The sequence below is a fragment of the Luteimicrobium xylanilyticum genome (assembly GCF_009429125.1).
GTDB classification, from domain to species: Bacteria; Actinomycetota; Actinomycetes; order Actinomycetales; family Cellulomonadaceae; genus Luteimicrobium; species Luteimicrobium xylanilyticum.
In genome coordinates this window covers 2,127,766-2,148,433 of the sequence record NZ_CP045529.1, presented here as the reverse complement: position 1 = coordinate 2,148,433, position 20,668 = coordinate 2,127,766, and the positions used below count along the sequence as shown (strand labels likewise).

At 73.3% G+C, this 20,668-nt stretch carries 18 protein-coding genes and 4 tRNA genes; 10 read left to right on the top strand and 12 right to left on the bottom strand.

Features of this window, described 5'->3' with window-relative positions; translation table 11 throughout:
- Positions 1–126: 126 nt before the first annotated feature.
- Entirely contained in the window at positions 127–354 is a 228-nt protein-coding gene (locus tag KDY119_RS09600) for a hypothetical protein (protein WP_036950038.1), read from the top strand.
- Between the two features lie 356 nt (positions 355–710).
- Entirely contained in the window at positions 711–1,583 is an 873-nt protein-coding gene (locus tag KDY119_RS09595) for a hypothetical protein (RefSeq protein ID WP_051136531.1), read from the top strand.
- A gap of 101 nt (positions 1,584–1,684) precedes the next feature.
- On the opposite strand, the gene KDY119_RS09590 is transcribed toward KDY119_RS09595, so the two are convergent.
- Positions 1,685–2,002, bottom strand: a complete 318-nt coding sequence (locus tag KDY119_RS09590) for a hypothetical protein (protein ID WP_036950043.1) — start codon at positions 2,000–2,002, stop codon at positions 1,685–1,687.
- 59 nt (positions 2,003–2,061) lie between these two features.
- Between KDY119_RS09590 and KDY119_RS09585 the strand changes: the two genes are divergently transcribed.
- Together KDY119_RS09585 and KDY119_RS09580 are read left to right on the top strand one after the other, a co-directional pair.
- Positions 2,062–2,871 carry a hypothetical protein gene (locus KDY119_RS09585; RefSeq protein ID WP_036950045.1) on the top strand — a complete coding sequence of 270 codons (810 nt, stop codon included), beginning with the start codon at positions 2,062–2,064 and terminating at the stop codon, positions 2,869–2,871.
- Between the two features lie 53 nt (positions 2,872–2,924).
- Positions 2,925–3,773: a sigma-70 family RNA polymerase sigma factor gene (locus tag KDY119_RS09580; protein WP_036950048.1), complete on the top strand. Its 849-nt coding sequence runs from the start codon at positions 2,925–2,927 to the stop codon at positions 3,771–3,773.
- 232 nt (positions 3,774–4,005) lie between these two features.
- On the opposite strand, the gene KDY119_RS09575 is transcribed toward KDY119_RS09580, so the two are convergent.
- From KDY119_RS09575 to KDY119_RS09565, 3 genes are all read right to left on the bottom strand, one after another.
- Positions 4,006–4,080 (bottom strand) — tRNA-Val (locus tag KDY119_RS09575).
- 27 nt (positions 4,081–4,107) lie between these two features.
- Positions 4,108–4,178: transfer RNA gene (locus KDY119_RS09570), tRNA-Cys, on the bottom strand.
- A 49-nt stretch (positions 4,179–4,227) separates the two neighbouring features.
- Positions 4,228–4,300 (bottom strand) — tRNA-Gly (locus KDY119_RS09565).
- Between the two features lie 192 nt (positions 4,301–4,492).
- On the opposite strand from KDY119_RS09565, the gene KDY119_RS09560 reads away from it, so the two are divergent.
- The 4 genes from KDY119_RS09560 (at position 4,493) to KDY119_RS09545 (ending at position 7,050) form a co-directional block, all read left to right on the top strand.
- Positions 4,493–5,569: a chorismate-binding protein gene (locus KDY119_RS09560; protein ID WP_194174157.1), complete on the top strand. Its 1,077-nt coding sequence runs from the start codon at positions 4,493–4,495 to the stop codon at positions 5,567–5,569.
- Positions 5,566–6,420: an aminotransferase class IV gene (locus KDY119_RS09555; RefSeq protein WP_036950050.1), complete on the top strand. Its 855-nt coding sequence runs from the start codon at positions 5,566–5,568 to the stop codon at positions 6,418–6,420. The genes KDY119_RS09560 and KDY119_RS09555 overlap by 4 nt, the downstream gene beginning before the upstream one ends.
- A gap of 91 nt (positions 6,421–6,511) precedes the next feature.
- A tRNA-Val gene (locus tag KDY119_RS09550) sits at positions 6,512–6,586 on the top strand.
- Positions 6,587–6,759: 173 nt separating this feature from the next.
- On the top strand, positions 6,760–7,050 hold the full coding sequence (locus KDY119_RS09545) for a hypothetical protein (RefSeq protein WP_153022246.1): 291 nt from the start codon (positions 6,760–6,762) through the stop codon (positions 7,048–7,050).
- Between the two features lie 37 nt (positions 7,051–7,087).
- On the opposite strand, the gene KDY119_RS09540 is transcribed toward KDY119_RS09545, so the two are convergent.
- From KDY119_RS09540 to KDY119_RS09530, 3 genes are read right to left on the bottom strand one after another with little or no spacing between them, the layout of a single operon-like run.
- Positions 7,088–7,930: an ABC transporter ATP-binding protein gene (locus tag KDY119_RS09540; protein ID WP_227994279.1), complete on the bottom strand. Its 843-nt coding sequence runs from the start codon at positions 7,928–7,930 to the stop codon at positions 7,088–7,090.
- Positions 7,923–8,963, bottom strand: a complete 1,041-nt coding sequence (locus tag KDY119_RS09535; RefSeq protein WP_227994278.1) for a FecCD family ABC transporter permease — start codon at positions 8,961–8,963, stop codon at positions 7,923–7,925. Before KDY119_RS09535 ends, KDY119_RS09540 begins: the two co-directional genes overlap by 8 nt.
- Positions 8,960–9,973, bottom strand: a complete 1,014-nt coding sequence (locus KDY119_RS09530) for a FecCD family ABC transporter permease (protein WP_036950055.1) — start codon at positions 9,971–9,973, stop codon at positions 8,960–8,962. The genes KDY119_RS09535 and KDY119_RS09530 overlap by 4 nt, the downstream gene beginning before the upstream one ends.
- A gap of 62 nt (positions 9,974–10,035) precedes the next feature.
- Between KDY119_RS09530 and KDY119_RS09525 the strand changes: the two genes are divergently transcribed.
- Both KDY119_RS09525 and KDY119_RS09520 read left to right on the top strand, forming a co-directional pair.
- Entirely contained in the window at positions 10,036–11,016 is a 981-nt protein-coding gene (locus tag KDY119_RS09525; protein WP_036950057.1) for an ABC transporter substrate-binding protein, read from the top strand.
- The gene (locus KDY119_RS09520; protein ID WP_051136532.1) at positions 11,013–11,966 is read left to right on the top strand and encodes a siderophore-interacting protein; all 954 of its coding nucleotides are present in this window, start codon (positions 11,013–11,015) and stop codon (positions 11,964–11,966) included. The genes KDY119_RS09525 and KDY119_RS09520 overlap by 4 nt, the downstream gene beginning before the upstream one ends.
- 42 nt (positions 11,967–12,008) lie before the next feature.
- Here the strand turns inward: KDY119_RS09520 and KDY119_RS09515 are convergent, their stop codons facing one another.
- The 5 genes from KDY119_RS09515 to KDY119_RS09495 form a co-directional block, all read right to left on the bottom strand.
- A complete protein-coding gene (locus KDY119_RS09515; RefSeq protein ID WP_036950059.1) occupies positions 12,009–13,454 on the bottom strand; it encodes an NAD-dependent epimerase/dehydratase family protein in 1,446 nt (481 codons plus the stop codon).
- A gap of 16 nt (positions 13,455–13,470) precedes the next feature.
- Positions 13,471–16,059, bottom strand: coding sequence for an alpha-L-rhamnosidase (locus KDY119_RS09510; protein ID WP_051136534.1), 2,589 nt, complete (start codon positions 16,057–16,059; stop codon positions 13,471–13,473).
- Positions 16,056–18,497 carry a glycoside hydrolase family 3 N-terminal domain-containing protein gene (locus KDY119_RS09505; RefSeq protein ID WP_153022245.1) on the bottom strand — a complete coding sequence of 814 codons (2,442 nt, stop codon included), beginning with the start codon at positions 18,495–18,497 and terminating at the stop codon, positions 16,056–16,058. Before KDY119_RS09505 ends, KDY119_RS09510 begins: the two co-directional genes overlap by 4 nt.
- A complete protein-coding gene (locus KDY119_RS09500) occupies positions 18,494–19,594 on the bottom strand; it encodes an MFS transporter (protein ID WP_036950060.1) in 1,101 nt (366 codons plus the stop codon). The genes KDY119_RS09505 and KDY119_RS09500 overlap by 4 nt, the downstream gene beginning before the upstream one ends.
- A 90-nt stretch (positions 19,595–19,684) precedes the next feature.
- Positions 19,685–20,659, bottom strand: a complete 975-nt coding sequence (locus KDY119_RS09495; protein WP_153022244.1) for a LacI family DNA-binding transcriptional regulator — start codon at positions 20,657–20,659, stop codon at positions 19,685–19,687.
- Between the last annotated feature and the right edge of the window lie 9 nt (positions 20,660–20,668).

Genomic DNA, 20,668 nt, shown 5'->3' with positions numbered 1-20,668 from the left:
CGCCCGCGTCGCTACGTCGGGCGAGCGGTGCGACGAATGTCACACGGGGGTGAACCTTGTGTGACGGTCCGTCGCCGGGCGCGGCGGGTGCGTGCGGGCCGCCGTCGGACCTGGTAGACCCGAGGTATGAGCACCGAACGGACCGCCGCCCGCGCCACCACCCCCCAGCGCGGCACGGCGACACGCGGGACCCTGGCCACCGACGACGACGGCCGACTGTCGAGCGAACGCCGCCGCGAGCTCCTGGCAGGCGGCGACGCCTCCCGGGCACCACAGTCGCTGTCCGCCATGGAGCTCCACCCGATCGAGGGGGACTCGTCCGGCACGTCGTGGGACGACCCCGACGAGCTCTGACGAAGAGGATGTAGGTGAGCCCCGCAGCGGTCGTTCCCGACCCAAGCTCTGACTGACGGGACCGGCGCACCCACGCCCACGTCGAACGACGCACCAGCGAAGGGCTGTCGAAGAGGGACACCATCCGCTGCCTCGAGTGCACGTCGCCCGCGAGATCTCCACCGTCCTACCGGCCCCACCTCGCACTCGCGGCTTGACTATCCATAGGATCATCCGCCGCCACGTTTCACCTGGTCACGGCGGTGAGACATGGCAGGTTCGCCCGACGCGATGCGTCATGATGTGCGCGGCCCACGCGGGTCGTACGTCGACGGGAAGGCCGTCGGCAGCACATGCATCACGAGGGGATTCTCTGCATGCGAACGTTCAAGCGCGCCGTTGCCGGCGCCATCACCACGGCCCTGGCGATCGGTCTCGTCTCGGCTCCGGCGCTCTCGGCCGACGCCGCGACGCGCTCGGCGGCCAAGTCGACGCACGGCGTGAGTGTCAAGCTCACCGTCTCCGACCTCACCAACAAGCCAGGCAAGTACACCGTGAAGAGGTGGGCCAAGGTCACGGTGCGGGTGCCAGCACCGTTCCAGGACACGTTCTCCGACGGCTCGAAGAACGGCACGCCGAAGCCCGTGACCTACAGCGTCGTCCTGACGAGCACGGGCGCCGAGACGTGTGGGGGCAAGACCGGTCGGACCGTGGCCTGGAAGTACGGCCTGACGAAGAGCTCGACCCTGACGATCCCCGTGACCTTCAAGAACACGAAGTCCGGGCTGATCCGGTACTACACGCTCAGCGGCAAGTGCAAGCTGTCCGCGAAGGTCACCGCCTACCGGTACACGGTCAACAAGGCCGGCACGATCGACAACGTCAAGGCGACGGCCGCGACGACCTACTACGTCCGCACCTCCACGTCGCTCACCAAGCCGTCGGCGTCGGCGTCGCAGGTGAAGAAGAACCACACCGCGAAGCTCTCGGGCAAGGCGACCTACCTGCGGGCCGACTCGAAGCACTGGTACACGAAGACGAAGCTGCCCAAGGGCACGAAGCTCGTCGTCCAGAAGAAGGCGAAGGGCGCCAAGTCCTGGTCGAAGGTCGCGACCGTCAAGGTGACGAGCAAGGGCACCTGGTCGAAGAGCGTGAAGGTCGCGAAGACGACGTCCTACCGGGTCGTCTACGCGGGCAGCAGCACCCGCAACGCCAAGACGTCCGCCGTGCGCGTCGTCAAGGTCGGCTGACGGAGGTTACCGCTTCCTGACTGGCCCGCAACGGGGCCCCACCACGACGTGGTGGGGCCCCGCTCGTCGTTCCCAGCGGCGGGACCGGGGCGGACCCGATGTCAGGGCGTGCGGGTGGGCAGACGGTCAGCACCGACAGGGATCAGGCGCGGCATGCCGGCCGGGGCCGCGCTGCTGAGCGCGGCGTACCGTGCCTCGGCCCGGTGCAGCCGGATGTGCTCGTCGAGCGACCAGGTCGGCCCGTTGGTGAGGGTCATCCCGCACGAGCAGCCGATCGTGATCCGGCCGTCCGCGTGCTCGACGGCGGTCCCGATGGTGACGTGAGCCGCCTGTGCCTCCTGCTTGGCCTGGCGCATGGCGGGGGAGACGCCCACCGGCGCGTCGTCGTGCGTCGTCGGGGGAACGGGGGGCGTGGTCACACGCCGAGGGTACGGGACGTGCGGGCCGGCCGGGCACGCGTCGTGACACCCTGGGGCGCATGCGCCGGACCACCATCGCGTCCCCCCGTGCCCCCCGCTCGCTCGTCGCGCTCGCCGCCGTCGTGGTCATGACCGCGGCGTGCGCGGCCTGCTCCGCCACGGAGTACTCCGGTGGCCCCGCCGTCACGACGGCGAGCGGCACGGTACCGGTCGTGGGGGTCTCGCCGTCGGCCCGCACGTCCGTCACCACGTCGCCGGCTGCGGCCGCCCGCCCGACGTCGTCCTCCACGCCCGGCGACGTCGCACCCACGACGAAGATCCCCGCCGGGACGGTGACGGACCGCACGGCGGCTCGTGCCTCGGGTTCCGGCCGCGCGGCCGTCACCTACGTCCGGAAGGGCGACTTCGCGGCCGTCGTCACGCTGGACTGCGGCCGGTGCTCGGGTGCGACGACTGTCACCGGCCCGGGCCGCGGCTCACCGTGGGGTGAGTCGTCCGAGCCGCTCAGCGGGTCGTTCCTGATGGACCCGCTGAAGGACACGAGCGACCGCCAGACCGTGTGGATCGAGGCCACGGGGCCGTGGACGGTCCGGATCTCGAGCTGGAACACGCTCGAGCCGCGCACCGGCAAGCAGAGCGGTACCGGACCGGCGGTCATCTGGCTCGCCGACAAGGCGACACGGTCGACCTTCACCTGGAAGCCCGCAGGCGAGGACGACCACCTCGTCGCGCGCTACTTCCAGGCAGGCAAGGACAGGCCCTACCTCTTCGGTGACGACCACGCCTTCACCGAGAAGCTGAAGATCACCACACCCGGCGTGCTGTCCGTCCAGACGAACGGCCGCTGGACGGTCGCGCCCGGCGAATAGCGGCTCTCGCGTCACATTGCGGTGCCGGCGTGCGTCAGGGCACTGTGAACGAGATGAACGTGACCGGGTTCGAGACCGAGCGGACGCGGCTGACCGCCGTCGCGGCCAGGATCCTCGGAGCGAGCGCCGAGGCGGACGACGTGGTCCAGGAGGCGTGGTTGCGCCTCGACCAGGCAGAGGGAGTCGACGACCCGCCCGCCTGGTTGACGACCGTCGTCACGCGGTTGTGCCTCGACCGGCTACGTCGTCGGCAGACGCGTGCCGCGGCCGAGGGCGCCGCGGGGCGGAAGTCGGTCGCTGAGGCGGCGCGCGTCGATCCCGAGGCCGACGCGCTGCTCGCCGAGCAGGTGGGCGGCGCGATGCAGCTCGTGCTCGACGCCCTGGCTCCCGCTGAGCGGGCTGCCTTCGTCCTCCACGACGTGTTCGGCTACCCCTTCGACGAGATCAGCGGGTTCCTCGGTCGGTCGCAGACCGCGGTCCGTCAGCTCGCGAGTCGTGCCCGGCGCAAGCTGCGCGGCGCACCGGAGCCCGTCGCGGAGCGGAAGGCGCGCAGCGAGAGCAGGGAGGTCGTCGACGCGTTCCTCGCGGCCGCGCACGGCGGTGAGCTGGGGGCGCTGCTCGACCTGCTCGCGCCGGACGTCGTCATGTGGGCGGACGGGGCCGGCCAGCGGATGGGCGCACGCCCGGTGTACGACGGCGCGGGTGCCATAGCGGCGCGCTTCCGCGGGGGAGCACGTGGGGCCAGGCTCACCTGGGTCGACGGCGAGCCCGGCCTCGCGTGGGTCGTGGGCGACCAGGTCAAGGTCGTGTTCGCGTTCCAGGTCGCGGCCGGTCGGGTGCGGGAGATCGAGCTCGTCGCTGACCCGGAGGTCCTCGCGACGATGTCGCTCGTCGTGGCCTGAGCGCCCCAGTCGGCTCAGGGCTGGAGCGTAGGCGACGTGCTGAGCTCGAACCCGTCGGGGTCTGTTGCGGGCGGGTCATGGTCCGTCTCCGCTCGTCGGTGGACCTGTCGCCCACCTGACGCGCCCCGCGCACGACCTGTGACGCGGTCCCCACGCCGACCGCACCGCCGCCGGCCCCGGGGAAACACGAGAGGCGCCTCCCGGTACCGGGAAGCGCCTCTCGTGATGAAGCTGGTGGGCGATACTGGGATCGAACCAGTGACCTCTTCCGTGTCAGGGAAGCGCGCTACCGCTGCGCCAATCGCCCAGGGATGCGGAGCATCCGATTGCTGCGAGGTGGAGACGGGATTCGAACCCGTGTATACGGCTTTGCAGGCCGCTGCCTCGCCTCTCGGCCACTCCACCTTGAGACTCGTACCCACAGGCCCTGGAGCCACGAGGATTCGTTCCTCCGAGCGGACGACGGGACTCGAACCCGCGACCCTCACCTTGGCAAGGTGATGCTCTACCAACTGAGCCACGTCCGCACGCTGCGTGAGTTCCGGGGATTTCCCCCGGCCTCTCGGCGCGTTCAGAACTCTAGACGACTTTGGGGCCCGGAGCCAAACCGGCCCCGCCACGTGTCCGCAGGTGAACGGCGCGAGGCCCCCGAGCCACGGAATCGTGCGGATCCTGGACGTCTCGCAATCCCCGTGGTCGGTCGTCGCTACGGTGGCGCCGTGACCGATGACAGCCGTGAGGGCCGAGGGAGCGCCGCCTTCGCCGGGCTGAGCGCCCGCGACGCGGTGGAGTGCCTCGACCTCGCCGAGCACCCGGCCGCGCTCGACCGCGGCGGCCCGTGGTTCGTCGTCGTGCCGTTCGAGGGGGGCGGGCGAGCCTGGCGCTTCCGGGAGGCCGGGACCCGGCCTGCGCCCGACGACGGCGTTCCGGCCTGGGTGGGCCCCGCACCCGACGCGTGGCGCACCTCGCTCGGTGGCGGCGCCTACCGGGACGCCGTGCGCGCCGTCCGGGCCGAGATCCGCGCCGGTGAGGTCTACCAGGTCAACGTCTGCCGGGTGCTCGAGGCGCCGTTGGGCGCCGGAGCGGGCGACGAGCCGGACGCACAGGCGCTGGCGGACGTCCTCGGGACGGGCAACCCGGCCCCGTACGGCGGGTACGTGCACGTGCCGGCCGGTTGCGGCATGGACCCGGTGTGGGTCGTCACCGCCTCGCCGGAGCTGTTCCTCTCGCTGCGGGACGGCGTGCTCACGTCGGGACCCATCAAGGGGACCGCCGCGCGTGCGGGTGGGTTGACCGCCAAGGACCGCGCCGAGAACGTCATGATCACCGACCTCGTGCGCAACGACCTGCAGCGGGTCTGCCTGCCCGGCAGCGTGGAGGTGATGGACCTGCTCGCCGAGGAGGAGCACCCCGGGCTGGTGCACCTGGTCTCGCGCGTCGCCGGGCGGCTGCGTCCCGGCATCGGTTGGGCCGACGTCCTGGCGGCCACGTTCCCTCCGGCGTCGGTCTCCGGCGCGCCGAAGTCGTCCGCGCTCCGGGCGATCCGTAGGCTCGAACCCGTGCCGCGCGGACCCTACTGCGGCGCGGTCGGCTGGGTGGACCCGGCGCGCGGGCGCGCCGAGCTGGCCGTCGGGATCCGGACGTTCTGGTGGTCCGGCGGCGTGCTCCGGTTCGGCACGGGCGCCGGCATCACGTGGGGCTCGGACCCCGACCACGAGTGGGCCGAGACGGAGCTGAAGGCGCGACGCCTGGTGGCGCTGGCGTCGTCGGGCAGGACGGACGAGGAGGACGGATGACGGCGACGGTGTGGGTGGACGGGAGGCTCGTCGACCCGGAGGTGGCGACGATCGGTGCGCTCGACCACGGGCTGACGGTCGGCGACGGGGTCTTCGAGACCTGCGGCGTGCAGGACGGGCAGGCGTTCGCGCTGACGCGGCACCTGCGTCGGCTCGCGCGCTCCGCGGCCGGGCTCGGCCTCGACGCGCCGGACGAGGCCCTCGTGCGTGACGCCGTCGGACAGGTCCTGAGGGCCGCCGGGCCGGACGCGGCGCGGCTGCGGATCACCGTCACCGCGGGGCGCGGACCCCTCGGGTCGGGGCGGACGCCCGGCGCGCAGACGGTCGTCGTCGCGGCGTCGCCGGGGCTGCACCACCTGACGTCGTCGGTCGTGCGGTCGCCGTGGGTGCGCAACGAGCGTTCCGCGGTCGCGGGGCTCAAGACCACGTCGTACGCGGAGAACGTCGTCGCGCTCGCGCACGCGGTCGAGCGCGGGGCGGACGAGGCGCTGCTCGCGAACACGGTCGGCGAGCTGTGCGAGGGCACGGGCGCCAACGTGTTCGTCGAGCGCGGGGGAGAGCTCGTCACGCCGCCGCTCAGCAGCGGCTGCCTCGCCGGTATCACCCGTGAGCTCCTGCTCGAGTGGGGTGCGGCCGAGGGTCTGCCCGTCCGGGAGGCGGACCCCGGCGAGCTCGCGTTCTCCGTGCTCGACGACGTCACGGCGGGCCGTGCGCACCTGCTCGTCACCGGCAGCGTGCGGAACGTGACGCCGGTGGTCCGCCTCGACGGCGTCGACGTCGCCGCCGGGCCGCTCGGCGAACGCGCGGCGGAGCTCTTCGTGCGCCGTCGGGCGCAGCACGTCGATCCGTGAGGGTGTCGGTTTCGCACCACGCGCCCGAGCCGCTATTCTTGAGCGCGCACCTGGTGCACCGGTCCTGCCGGTGAGATCCAGCGTGTGATCCGGGCGATTGGCGCAGTGGTAGCGCGCTTCGTTCACACCGAAGAGGTCACTGGTTCGAACCCAGTATCGCCCACCAGCATCACCGCACGTCAGAGGCGCTTTCTCGATCGAGGGAGCGCCTCTTTCGTGTCCGCGAGCTGCGCCCCGTCGTGCGCTGTCATGATGCGCGGCCTGCGAGCTCTGAGGTTCGTCCCAGGTGGGGCGGGCAGGCTGTCCACGACCGGCTCGGGCTCGTGGAGGTACGTGAAGGTGACGCAGACGGTGACGCTCGCTCAGGTGTACAAGAAGCTCGACGCGACGGATCGACGCCGGCTCGCCGAGCTCGACCACCTCGAGAGCCAGGTCCTGACCCGGCTCGTCCACGGGGGAGAGGTCGACGGCCTGCCGATGTTCTCCGAGCTCGCGCGACGGCGCCTCGCGATCTACGAGGAGGCATCCGTGCGGCCGGCCGTCCGCACCACCGCGCTCGACGTCCCGACACCACCCGAGGGCACGCGCGTCGACAGCGCCGGCCGCGCCGGGGCCGTCGGCCGACCGTGATCCTCGCAAGGGGCCTTGCGGGCACCGCGACGCCGTGTCAGGCGTGTCCCACGGGGACGACCGTCGGTCGCCCGTCGACGGGGTCCGGGTAGACGCGCGCGTCCAGCCCGAACACCTCGCGGAGCAGGCCGGCGTCGAGGACGTCGGCGGGCGGGCCCTGCGCTCGGACCCGGCCGTCCTGCAGCACGACGACGGTGTCGCTGTAGCGGGCTGCGAGGCTGAGGTCGTGCAGGACGGTCACGACGGTGATGCCCTGCGACCGCAGCCGGACGACGAGGTCGAGGACGTCGACGGCGTGCGCGAGGTCGAGGTGGGTCGTGGGCTCGTCGAGGAGGAGCACGTCCGGCTGCTGGGCGAGGGTCATCGCGATCCACGCCCGCTGGCGCTGACCGCCGGACAGCTCGTCGAGCGGTCGCGACGCCAGGTCGGCGACGCCGGTCGAGGTCATCGCCTCGGTCGCGATCGCCGCGTCTTCCGGCGACCACGGCCGGTACCACGGCCGGTGCGGCTGCCTGCCGCGCTCCGCGAGGTCGCCGACGGTCATGCCCTCGGGCGCGACCGGCGACTGGGGGAGCAGTGCGAGCCGGCGGGCCAGCTCCCGGGGGCGCAGCGCGGGCAGCGGCCGACCGAGCAGCTCGACGGTCCCCTCGCGTGGGCGGACGAGCCTGCCGAGGGTGCGCAGGAGCGTCGACTTCCCGCAGCCGTTGGGTCCGAGCACGGTGGTGATCCGGCCCGCCTCGACGTCGAGATCGAGCTTCTCGAGCACGATCCGCCCCTCGTAGCCCGCGGTGAGCCCGCGGGCTCGGAGGGCGGGAGCGGCGGCCGGAGTCGGGGCGGCGGCCGGCTCGTGCAGCGTGGTGGTGCGGGGGTGGTCAGCCACGGGTCCTCCGGAGCGATCGGGCGACGAGGAAGAGCAGGAACGGGGCGCCGAGGACGGACGTCACGATGCCCACCGGCAGGGCGACGGGGAGCGCCTGGGCGGCCGTGTCGGCGGCGAGGAGCAGCGCGGCCCCCGTGAGGGCGCCGGCGAGCGGCGTGGGGCCGGCGGTGCCGAGCAGCCGGAGCGCGACCTGCGGGGCTGCGAAGGCGACCAGGGAGATCGGGCCGGCCACCGCCGTCGCGCCCGCTGCGAGCAGGACGCTGACGGCCAGGGCTGCCGGGACCGTGGCGCCCGACGTCGCGCCGAGGGTGCTCGCGACGTCAGGCCCGAGCCGCATCGCGCCGAGCCGGTCGGCGAGCACGAGGCAGGTCACGAGGCAGACCCCGACGAGCAGACCGAAGGGCAGGAGCAGGCCGTGGTCCACGCCGTCGAGGGACCCCACGAGCCAGCGGGTGGCGACCGCGGCGTCCTCGGACTCCGCACGCGTGAGCAGCCACGCCACGACCGCGAGGGCGAGCGCGTTGACGGCGAGGCCCACGAGGACGAGGCGGTAGCCGTCGAAGCCGCCGCGATGGGCGAGCAGCAGGACGACCGCTGCGGTCACGATCCCGCCGACGAGCGTGCCGACGACGGCGGCCGACTGTGCGGGCAGCCCGAGCAGCGCCTGCACGTCGTCGGGGCGCACGGACGCGGCGACCGCGAACGCGCTGGCCCCTGCGGTGACGCCGAGCACGTCGGGGCTCGCGACGGGGTTCCGGGTGATCGACTGGGTGAGCGCACCCGCAGCGCCGAGCGCGGCACCCACGAGGAGCGCGCCCAGCAGGCGGTCCGTGCGCTGTGTCACGACGAGCTGGTCCAGGGGGCTGCCGGACCCGACGAGCGCGTCGAGGACCCGGTCGACGGGCAGCCCGAGCGGCCCGGTGAGCAGGCCGAGGGCGCCGAGCCCGACGACGACGAGCAGCAGGGCGAGCGAGGCGACGACGGCGCGCCGTCGGACCCGCAGCCCGACCGGTCCGAGCGTCAGGCCCGTCACAGTGCCACGACCCGGCGTCGGCGCGCGACGGCGAGCAGGATCGGCGCGCCGATCACCGCCATCACGATCCCGGCCTGGAGCTCGCCCGGCGGGGCGACGATGCGGCCGGCCGTGTCGGCGAGGAGGAGCACCGCCGCACCGGCGAGCGCGGCGGCGGGCACGAGGGCGGCGTAGTCGTGCCCGGTGAGCCGCCGGGCCAGGTGCGGGGCGACGAGTCCCACGAAGCTGATGGGGCCGCAGACGGCGGTCGCGGCCCCCGCGAGCAGCGTGACCGCGCCGATCCCGACGACGCGTGCGCGCACGACGCGCGTGCCGAGGGTCCGGGCGACGTCTTCGCCGAGGCCCAGGCTGCGCAGGGAGAAGCCGTTGGCGAGCGCGAGGACCAGGCCGCACACGACGAGGGGGAGCACGAGCGCGGCAGCCGACGTGTCGCGCCCGGCGACCGAGCCCACCTGCCAGAAGCGCATCACGTCGAGGGTCTGGCGGTCGAGCAGGACGAAGCTCGAGGTGATGGCGCCCAGGAACGCGGCGAGCGACGTGCCCAGGACGGCCAGCAGCACGACCGCCCCGCCCTGCAGGGAACGGAGGCCGAGGACGAAGAGCACGCTGGCGGCGGCGGCCGCGCCGACGAGCGCGGCCGCGACGACTGCGCCGGGGGCGTCGACGCCGAGGACGAAGACGAGGACGGCGACCCCCAGCGCGGCGCCGGCGTTGACGCCGAACAGGCCGGGGTCGGCGAGCGGGTTGCGCACGTGGCCCTGCATGAGCGCGCCTGCCGCACCCAGGGCGGCGCCCGCCCCGAGCGCCACGAGGGTCCGGGGGAGCCGTTGGCTCGTCACGACGACCGCGTCGTCCGTGGCGTGACCGCCCGTCAGGGCGTGCAGGACGTCGGGCAGGGGGATGGACCGGGCTCCGACAGCGAGGCTGAGCAGCGTCGCGGCGACGACGAGGGCGGCGAGCGACGCGAGCACGACGACGGTCCGTCCGCGGGCGCGAGGGACTTGCGGCATGAAGGGTATCCTAAGGTAGGTTAGGCGCGCCTAAGTTCCGACCGATCGAAAGTGTCTTCCGCATGCGCCTCTCGCCGTCCCGTGCTGCCGCCGCCCTCTCCGCGGCCGCGCTCGCCACGACCCTCGCCGCGTGCAGCGGCTCGTCCGACGCCACGAGCTCCTCCGGCTCGACGGGTGCCGCCACGCACGCCGTGAAGTCGACCTTCACCGGCACGACCGTGGAGGTCCCCGAGCACCCGAAGCGGGTCGTCGCGCTGTGGCGCACCGGCTCCGAGCTCGCCGACATGGGCGTCGTCCCGGTGGCGACGCTCGAAGGGGAGATGCTCGAGACCGAGCTCGGGTCGGACACGTTCGCCAAGGTCAAGGACCTCCCGACGGTCGGCACCTTCGAAGGCGTGGACCTGGAGAAGGTCATCGCCGCGAAGCCCGACCTCATCGTCGGGATGGACAACGGGGGCCTGAAGATCGACTACGACGAGCTGTCGAAGGTCGCCCCGACCGTCGTGCTCAAGATCGCCGAGCCCACCGACGTCTGGGACAACTACACCGCGCTGGCCGACGTCGTCGGCCGGAGCACGGACTACGACGCGCGCGAGAAGAAGATCGACGCCGAGCTCGCCGACCTCAAGAAGACCTACGGCGACACGCTCGGCGCGCTCCAGGTCACCGACTTCTCCTCGTCGCAGGGCACGATCTGGGTCGAGACGTCGAAGTCCCTCTCCTACCGCCGGATCTCCGCAGCCGGCTTCGGTTACAACCCGACCTACACCAAGGCTCCCGAGCGGTACGTCACCGAGCTCGCCGCCGAGAACCTGCCCGACCTCGCCGACCAGGACGCCATCTTCTACGAGGTGAACCTCGACGGCACCGTGCCCACCGACGTCCAGGCCGTGCTCGACAGCGCGTCGTTCAAGCGGCTCCCCGCGGCGGAGGCGGGCCACGTCTTCCCGCTGACGTCGGGGATCGTGTACACGTTCGACGCCGCGGAGAAGCAGGTCGCCGACCTGCAGGCCGCAGCGGAGAAGCTCGCGGCGGACGCATGAGCGGGACCGGGACGATGACCGAGGCGACCACGGACCGCGGCCCCCAGCCCGAGGCGTCCTTCAACCACTTCCCGACCCGGATCCGGCAGCTCACGGTGCTGCGCCGTTCCCACGTCACGCCGCGCATGGTCCGCGTGACGCTGGGCGGGGACGAGCTCGCGGGCTTCGAGTCCCACCTGCCGGACGAGCACTGCAAGCTCGTCTTCCCCGACCCCGGCAGCGACGTCGTGCGGCACCCCTGGCAGGAGGAGGGCGAGGACCACCTCGAGTGGCCCGAGCCCTTCCCTCCCACCCGCGAGTACTCGGTGCGCCGGTACGACCCGGTGGCCCGCGAGGTCGACCTCGACTTCGTCGTGCACCCCGGGGGCCTCGCCGCCGACTGGGCGCAGGGGGCCGAGCCGGGCGACCGGCTGTGGGTCGCCGGACCGCGACCGGGGATCGTCGTCGGGCCCGAGTTCGGCTTGCTCGTGCTGCTCGCCGACGAGACCGGGCTCCCGGCCCTCGCGCGCTGGCTCGAGGAGCTTCCGTCCGACGCCCGGGGCGTCGCGGCGATCGAGATCCACGACGACGCCGAGCGGCAGGACCTTCGGGTCCCCGACGGGTTCACGGTCACCTGGCTGTCGCGGGACGGCGCCGAGCCGGGCACGACGACGCTGCTCGGCGACTTCGCCGAGAGGATCGACCTGCCCGACGACGTCTGGACCTACGTCTGGGCCTTCGCCGAGGCCGGGTGCGTCAAGCCCGTGCGGCGGTGGGCCCGTGCGCACGGGATCGGCCGGAAGCAGTCGGACATCGGTGGCTACTGGAAGCGCGGGCGCACCAACTCCTACCAGGCCGTCGTGGCCGACCGCGAGCACGCGGAGGAGATGCGGGACCGCGTCGTCGTCCCGATCAGCGACCACGATCACGGCGATCACGACCACCACGATCACGACCACCACGAGGACTGAGCAGCGCAGCCGGCGACCGCCTCGCTGCCGGGCCCGACCCGGTCAGACGCCGACGCGGTCGCCGGCGCCCTCGAGCTGCGCGAGGAAGTGGTTGTGCTCGGCCTGGGCGCCGTACCCGGCGGTGTCGCGCACGCACTCGGGGCACCAGTGACCGCCGGGCAGCACGAGGCGCGGGCTGCCGGCGAACACGTGCCCGAGCCCGCAACGCCACACGAGCGGCCGGCCGACCGCGCCGGGGACGGCGTCCTGGCTGAGGAGCTCGCCGCCGCGGAACTGCGCGGCCTCGGCGTAGAGGGGCGCGTCCCACCGCGCCGGCGGGAGCGACTCGTCGTAGCCGTGGTCGAGGGTCGTGGGTACGCGGGAGGGTGAGGGCGGCTCGAAGCCGTCCCACCCCCCGATCCGCTCCCAGTCGGCGACGGAGCCGAAGTGCGCCGCCACCTCGTCCCGCGAGCGGTGCCGGACCGCGTGCATCGTCCCGCGTTCGCGGTGGGCCAGCGGGCGCATCACGAGGTTCTTCACGATCCATGCGGGGACCCGCCCCGCGTTGCGGACCGACGGCGGCGCGGCCGCGAGGGCGCGCGCCATCGCGTCGGCGAAGGTGTCGTTACGGAACGGGACGAGCTCGTGGAGCCGGTCCGAGTCGGTGTACCACTGGCCGTGGAAGTTCTTCAGCGCGAACCACCGCCGCTCGTACCACGCACGGATGTCCTCCACGCCCATGGCCGAGCCGATCGCGGTCTGCAGCTCCCAGTTGGTCAGGCGCCAGCCCTCACCGCCGCCGACGTCGTAGATCCCCTGCCAGAGCTCGTCGGGCGCGCCTTCCGCGATGCCGGCGAGCAGCCTGGCCGAGTCCTCGTCGGAGACCCACTCCATGACGCCGGCGAACGGCGAGTGGGTCATGATCGGGTCGCGGATCTCGAGCATCCCCGGGTGGAAGATCCCGGTCTGCCGGAGCCACGCCCAGCGCGGTAGGCCGGACTCGACGAGGAGCTTCTCGGCGGCGACCTTCGTCTGCCCGTACTCGTCGAACCACGACACGCGGAGCGGGTCGCCGACGCGGCCCCAGTGGTGCGGCGCCTGCCGGTCGCCCGTCTCGGCCACCGATCCGACGCCCACGACGGCGACGCGTCCGGGGTCGGGCAGCGCCTTGACCGCGCGGACGATGTTCTGGATCGAACCGAGGTTGACCCGCCAGGCGAGCCGCGGGTTCACGTCGGCAGCGGGGGAGACGACCGCCCCGACGTGCAGGACGACGTCGACGTCCCGCACGGCGCGCGCGACGTCGTCGTACCGCGTCAGGTCGCCCCAGACGACGCTGAGAGCGGGCATGTCGTCGAACTCGGCGAGGACGGCGCGGTCCGTCGGCGTCGGCATCGCAAGAGCGACGACGTCCACGGTGTCGCGGCGGCGCAGCTCGCGGAGCGTCGCCCGACCCCAGTTGCCGGTCGCGCCGGTGAGCAGGACGCGGCGTCGGGTGGTGTGCGGCACGGTGGTTCCTCTCGGGTCAGGAGGCAGGGGGAACGGAGGCGGTACGGGTGGAGGCCGGGGCAGGGACCCGGCAGGCGAGCTCGTGGGTCCCGCTGGCGAGGTCGACCGTGGTCCCGTCGGGCAGCTCGGCCCGGCACGTCGTCGAGACCGGCACCTCGACCCGGAGGCGGAACTCCGCGCCGGTCAGCGTCCAGGACGAGGCCGCACGGCCGTACGGGGTCTCGACGGTCGCTTCGGCGAAGGTCATCCCGCCGCCCAGCAGCGGCGCGACCCGGAAGGTCCGGTACCCGCCCTCGACCGGCTCGATCCCGGCGACGCGGCGGTACAGCCACTCCCCGACGGCTCCCGCCGCGTAGTGGTTGAACGAGACCATGCCGCCGCCGGAGTCGTCGTCGGACCCGCCCGAGAGGTCCGCGACGTTCACGGTGCCGTCGGGCCTGAGCGCGTCCCAGCGCTCCCAGATCGTGGTCCCGCCCGACTCGATCATGTACAGCCACGACGGGCAGGTCCGTTCGAGCAGGAGCGCGAACGCCTCGTCGACCCGGCCGTTGTCGGAGAGCGCGAACAGCAGGTGGGGCGTGCCGGGGAACCCGGTGGCGAGGTGGCCGTCCGCGTCGTCGACGAGGCGGACCAGGTTGTCGGCCATGGTCCGGGTCTCGGCGCCGTCGGTCATGCCGAACGCGAGCGGCAGGACGTAGCCCGTCTGGAACTCCTCGTGGAGCGTGCCCGAGCCGTCGGTGAACACGTTGCGGTACGCGCGCACGATGCTGTCCCGCCGCTCGCGGAACGCCCGCGCGTCGTCGGCCTCGCCCAGCAGGTCGGCGACGCGCGCGGCGATCGCGCACGAGTTCGCGTGGTAGGCCGTGGCCACCCAGCGGCCCCGGTGCAGCCACTCCTTGACGCCGACGCCGGGCGCGGTCCAGTCGCCGAAGTGGAACGGGAACCGCCACACCTGTCGTCGGTCGGGGCGGACGGACAGCAGGCGCGACCACCAGGCCGCTGCCCCGAGGAACCGACGCATGGTCGGGTACTGCTCGCGCAGGAGCCCGACGTCACCACGCGCGAGGTACTCCGCCCACGGTGCCAGGACGCAGACGTCGCCCCAGCACGCGGTGGCCATGGCCGGGAAGGGCGTGCCGGCCTTCGGCACCACCATCGGGATCCCACCGCCCCGTCCCTGCTCGGCACCGACGTCCCGCAGCCACTTGCGCAGGAACCTGCTCATGTCGAAGTTGAAGGACGCGGTGGGGGCGAAGACGGCGTAGTCGCCCGTCCAACCCTCGCGTTCGTCACGCTGCGGGCAGTCCGTGGGGATGTCGACGAAGTTGGACCGGCCGCCCCAGCGGATCGCTTCCTGCAGGCGGTCGACGAGCGGGTCGGAGCAGCGGAACGTCCCGGTCTCCGGCAGGTCGGAGTGCAGCACGAGCGCCTCGAGCTCGAGGTCCTCGGGGGCGACGCCGGAGACGCCGACGTACCGGAAGCCCATGTAGGTCAGGCGCGGCGAGTACTCCTGCGCGCCCTCGACGCACGTGTAGGTGGCGGTCGCCCGCGCGGTCCGCAGCGACGTCACGAAGAGCTCGTCGTCCACGAGGACCTCGGCGTGCCGGAAGACCACCACCTGGCCCTCTTCGCCTCGCAGACGGGCCCGTACCACCCCGGCGAAGTTCTGCCCGAAGTCGTAGACGAGCTCCCCGCTCGGCGCGACCGTGCGGGACACCGGGCGCAGCGTGTCCTGGACGCGCACCGCCGGCCCGTACCGGGCCGACAGCACCGGCGCCCCCGACGGCTTCGTGACGCTCACGGGCCGCCAGGTCTGGTCCTCCTCGCGCACCCGGGCGTCGAAGGTCTCGCCGTCGTACCACTCGGCCGCACGGTACGGGCCGTCGGTGCTCACCTCCCAGTCGGGGCCGGTCGCGACGACCTCGGTGCCGTCGTCGTACACGAGGTGGAGCTCGGCGAGGAGCGCCTGCCGGGGCGCGTAGGTCTTGTTCTTGCGCCGGTGCGTGAACGACCCGACCGCCCAGCCGCCGGCGACCGTCGCCAGGACGGTGTGGGTCCCGGCGGTCAGCCCGGCGACGTCGAGGTCGTAGGTCTGGTACTGGAGCTGGTGGTGGTAGGACGTGAAGCCGGGGGCGAAGTGGTCCTCGCCGACCTTCGCGCCGTCGAGCGCGAGCTCGTAGACGCCGAGCGCGGTGCACTCGACCCACGCGCGGCGCAGGCCGGGCCGGACGCGGAACCGCCGCCGGAACGCCATCGGGACGGGGGACTGCTTGCGGGGCGTGCGATAGGTGCCGTCGGTGATCCAGCGGGCGGTCCAGGGGAGGCCCAGCCGGCCGGTGCGGAAGGTCGTGCTCGCCTCGGCGGTCTCGCCGCTGGTGCCGGTCGCTCGGACGTGGACGGGGTACTCGGTGCGGGGGGCGAGCGGACCCGTGTAGACGGTCGCGACCTGGTCCCGGGTCTCGACGGACCAGTCGCCGACCGTGACGGTCGCCGACGCGAGCGCCTCGCCGGGCGCGTCGGAGGACAGGGCGAAGCCGATCCGCGGCGGCTCGTCGGTGAGGAGCCCGGCGGGCACGGAGTCCGTGGTGAGCGTGCGGATCCTCATGCGGCGCCTTCCCTCGCGATCGTGCGCAGCCCCCGCAGGGGGTGGCACGCTGCGATCTGCGCGATGCCCTCCGCCACGTGGGCGGGGAGCGCACCGGCCGAGGACATCGCCATGCTGCGGAGCGACTGGAACGGCATCATCCGGAGGATGAAGTGGGCGTTCTTCACCTGCGCGTCGCGTTCCGGGCCGTCCGGCAGCGCGAGCGCCCTGCGGTACTCCTTGCGGACCCGGGCCGACACGGCGCGCAGCATGATCGCTCCCACGAAGGAGCGTCGGGCGTCGATCAGCCGGGTCTCGGTGGTGAGCCGGTTCGTCCGGCGCTCCTGCGGCACGTCGCGGCCGAGCAGCGCGGGAAAGCTCGCGGGCACGCCTCGGGGCGGGCGGGCGTACTCGGCGTCCACGGCCGCGGGGTAGGGCGAGCGCGAGTCGCGCCCGGAGGTGACGACGAGCGGTGCACGGAGCCGGACGTCGGCCGCAGACGCAGCCACGGCGACCTCGTAGTCGCCGTTCTCGAGCACCCAGCCGTGCTCGGCGACGTCCCAGTAGGCGAGGTCCTGCAGCGGGAACGTGACCCGGAACGGCGCGCTCGCACCGGCGGGGACGGCCACGCGGGCGAAGCCCCGCAGCTCCTTCGCCGGCTTGAACACCTTGCCCCGGTTGTTCACGACGTACACCTGCACGACCTCGGTGCCGTCCCGGTCACCGACGTTCTCCACGACGCCCGTGACCACGACGACGCCGTCGTCCTCGGTGACGACGAGGTCGCGGTGGGCGAAGCGCGTGTAGGACAGGCCGTGCCCGAACGGGTACCGCAGCACGGTCCCGGCCGCGTCGTGGTACCGGTAGCCGACGTAGACCGACTCGAGGTAGCGGGCTCGGCGCCCGCGGTCGAAGTCGGCCGCGGAGCTCGCGTCGGCGGCGGTCAGGGGCCAGCTCTCTGCGAGCCTCCCGGACGGGTCGGCCTCACCGAAGAGCAGGCGTGCGGCGGCCTCGCCGCCGCGCTGGCCGGGCAGGTGCATGTCGAGGATGCCCGCCACGCGGTCCGCGAAGGGCAGCTCGACCGGGGAGCCCGCGAAGAGCACGACGACGACGCGCGCCCCCTGGTCCAGGAGCCTGGTGAGCAGCGCGGTCTGCGCGTCGCTCATCGCCATGGTCGTGCGGTCGAAGCCCTCGCTCTCCTCGAGGTCGCCGAGCCCGCCGAAGAAGAGGACCGTCGCGCCGCCCTGCGCGGCCGCGAGCGCCTCACGTTCGAGGGCGGCGTCGGGCGTGGTGTCGAGGGCGCGGTACCCGCGCGCGTACCGGTAGCGGACGCCTCGCGCGTCGAAGGCGTCCTTCGGGGTCACGAGGTCCGTCGGGTTGATGAGCGAGGAGCCGGCGCCCTGGAAGCGCATCCGCTCGAAGAGCTCGCCCACGACGACGAGGTCGGCTCCGGGGTCCAGCGGCAGCGTCCCGTCGTTGGCGAGCAGCACGGCGCCCGCGGTCGCGACCTCGCACGCGAGCGCGGCGTGCGCGGCCGGGTCGTGCGGGGTGGTGGGCCTGTCGGCGCGGTCGCAGCGCTCGACGAGCGCGAGCATCCGCAGCACGGCGCGGTCCAGCTCGTCCTGGGACAGGGCCCCGCTCCGGACCGCGTCGAGGATCGCGGCCCGGTTGTGCGGGGTGTCGCCGGGCATGTCGAGCTCGCAGCCGGCCCGGAGGCCGGCGACCCGGTCGTGGGTGGCGCCCCAGTCGGTGACGACGAGGCCGTCGAAGCCCCACTCGTCGCGCAGGATGTCGGTGAGGAGCTCCCGGTTCTCGGAGCTGAAGACGCCGTTGACGGCGTTGTAGGCGGACATCACCGTCGCGGGGCGGCCCTCGCGCACGACCCGTTCGAACTGGGAGAGGTAGATCTCGCGCAGGGCGCGCTCGTCGACGAGGCTGTCGCCGACGAAGCGGAAGTCCTCGTTCGAGTTCGCGGCGAAGTGCTTGACCGACGCGGCGACGCCCTGGCTCTGCAGGCCGCGCACGAACGCGGCGCCGAGCGCTCCGGAGAGCAGCGGGTCTTCCGCGTAGTACTCGAAGTTTCGGCCGCACAGCGGGTTGCGCTTGATGTTGACCCCGGGTGCGAGCAGGACGTCGACGTCGAGGTCGGCGGCCTCGTGCCCGATCGCGGTCCCGAGGCCCTCGGCGTAGGCGGGGTCCCAGGTGCTGGCGACGGTCACGGCGGGTGGGAACGCCGTCGACGGCAGGTTGTCGCCCACCCCGAACGCGCCGTCCGCCTCGCGCACCTTGCGGACGCCGTGGGGGCCGTCGGTCAGGAAGAGGCTGCGGATCCCGAGCCGTTCCACGGCGTGCGTCCCCCAGGAGCCGCTCCCTTCGAGGAGGCGTGCCTTCTCCTGGAGCGTCAGGGCGTGCAGGAGGGCGTCGGTGCGGCGTCCTGCGCGGGCGGTGTCGGCGGTCATCGGGCTTCCTTGATGAAGGTGACCAGGAGGCCGGCCACGAGCGAGAAGACGGCTCCGGCGAGGAACAGGGCCGTGTAGTTGGTGCTGTCGGCGGACCCGATCGCGAGCAGGGCCGCACCGAGGAGGGGGCCGACCGCCGTCGACAGGGTGGCGGACATGTTGTAGGTCGTCATCCACCGGCCCGCCTGTGCCCGGTCGGGGACCAGGTCGCTGGCGAGAGCGACGTCGACCGAGCCGAACATCCCGGCGGCGCCGAGGATGAACATGACGGCGACGAAGAACAGGGCATATCCGTCGCAGACGGCCATCAGTGCGAGCCCGGTCGCGGCGAGCACGGCCGACCCGAGGACGAAGATCTTGCGCCGCTTGAGCCGGTCCGACAGCGTCCCGGAGACGACGGCGAACGTCATGGTGACGACGATCCCGACACCCCCGGCGATGCTGAGCTTCGCGCCGGCCTCCTCGGCCGTGAACCCGAGCCGGTCCAGCAGGAAGTAGAGCTGGTAGGTCGACAGGAAGGCGAGCGCGGTCTGCATGAAGAGCTTGCTGACCCACAGCAGCGAGAAGTCGGGATAGCGGCGGGGATCGAAGACGAGCTCGCGGAAGGTCCGGGCGATCGACTGGGCGGGGAGCTCGACCAGCGGCTCCGGGAGCAGGAACAGGAACAGTCCGCCGGTGACGGCGAGCGCGAGCACGGGGACGAGGACGATCCCGGTGACGGAGTCGGCGAGCGCGACGATCGTCGAACCGGCCGCGAGCACGAGGATGCCTCCGACGAACCACGGCCGCCGCCGGCCGAAGCGGGTCCGGGTGCGGTCGGAGAGCGCGCCTGCGACCGGCCCGGTGACGAGCCCGACGACGGCGCCGGCGGTGGCGACGGTCCCGAGCACGGACACCTTGTCGTGCGGGGCCACCAGCCCGACCTTGTACGGCAGGCTGAAGAGCGCCGGCATCATCACGGTCAGGTAGAGGCCGAAGTTCGCGAGCCCGTAGAGCACGAGGAAGCCGCGGCCGACCCGTTCGGTCGGCACGGCGACGTCGGGTGGTGGCTCCGTCGGGGGCGAGACGGGGGCGAGGGGCTTGCCGGTCGGGGTCATGCGGGAACTCCGTCGTCTCCATCGTCCAGGAATGAACTAGCGCGCGCTACCTGACAATACGCGACGGTCCGCCGCCAGGGCAATCAGAGGTCAGCTGGTCTCGCGCCGGACGAGCTCGGCGTGCGCCTCCGGGCCGACGGCCGGAGCCGGGCCGTCGGTCACGCGGCTCAGCGCGAGCTCCGCGAGGAACCGGCCGAGACCGACCGTGTCGACGCGCACGCTCGACAAAGGGGGGACCAGCAGACGGGCGAGGGGCGTGTCGTCGTGCCCGACGACGGCGAGGCTCCCCGGCACGTCGAGGTGCTGCCTCAGGGCGGCGCCCAGGACGAGCGCCGCGACGTCGTCGTTGTACGCCACCACGCCGTCGATCCCGTCGGCGGACCACCCGGCGACGGTCGCGGCGACCGACTCCTCGGTGACGACGGCCCGCGCGGCGAGCGGTTCGCCCCGCAGGGCGAGGTGGGTCTGCGAGGCGAGCGCGTGGCGCTGGGCGTCGAGACCGGCGAGCCGGGGGTCGGCGCTGCCCGCGTAGGCGATCCGGCGCCGGCCGGTGTCGAGCAGGTGCTCGACCTGGACCCGCGGACCCTCGGTGAAGGCGAGCTCCTGCTCGAGGCCGGTGGCGTCACGGCCCGGGACGAGGGTCGCGGCACCCGACGCGCGGACGGCCTCGTACTCGTCGTCCCGGAGCTCGGTGAGCGCGAGCACCACCTCCGGGGCGAGGCTCTGCCAGAGGGGGACGGCCTGGCCGCCGGGGTGCGGCGTCGTCGTCACCATCGAGTAGCCGGCCCGGTCGAGGACCAGGGAGGCCTCGTCGAGGTGAGCCCGCATGCTGTGCTCCACCGGCCAGTCCGGGAGCAGGACGAGGACGATGTGGCTCCGACCGCTCGCGAGCGTCCGCGCGGCCGAGTGCGGCCGGTAGCCCAGCCGGGCGGCCTCCGCGAGCACGCGCCGCCGCGTCGGCTCGGAGATGGTCTGGCCAGGGGTGTCGTTGAGGACGAAGCCGACCGTGGCGCGGGAGACGCCGAGGGAGCGCGCGACGTCCGCCGCCGTGACTCGCTTCGCCATGGCGTGAGC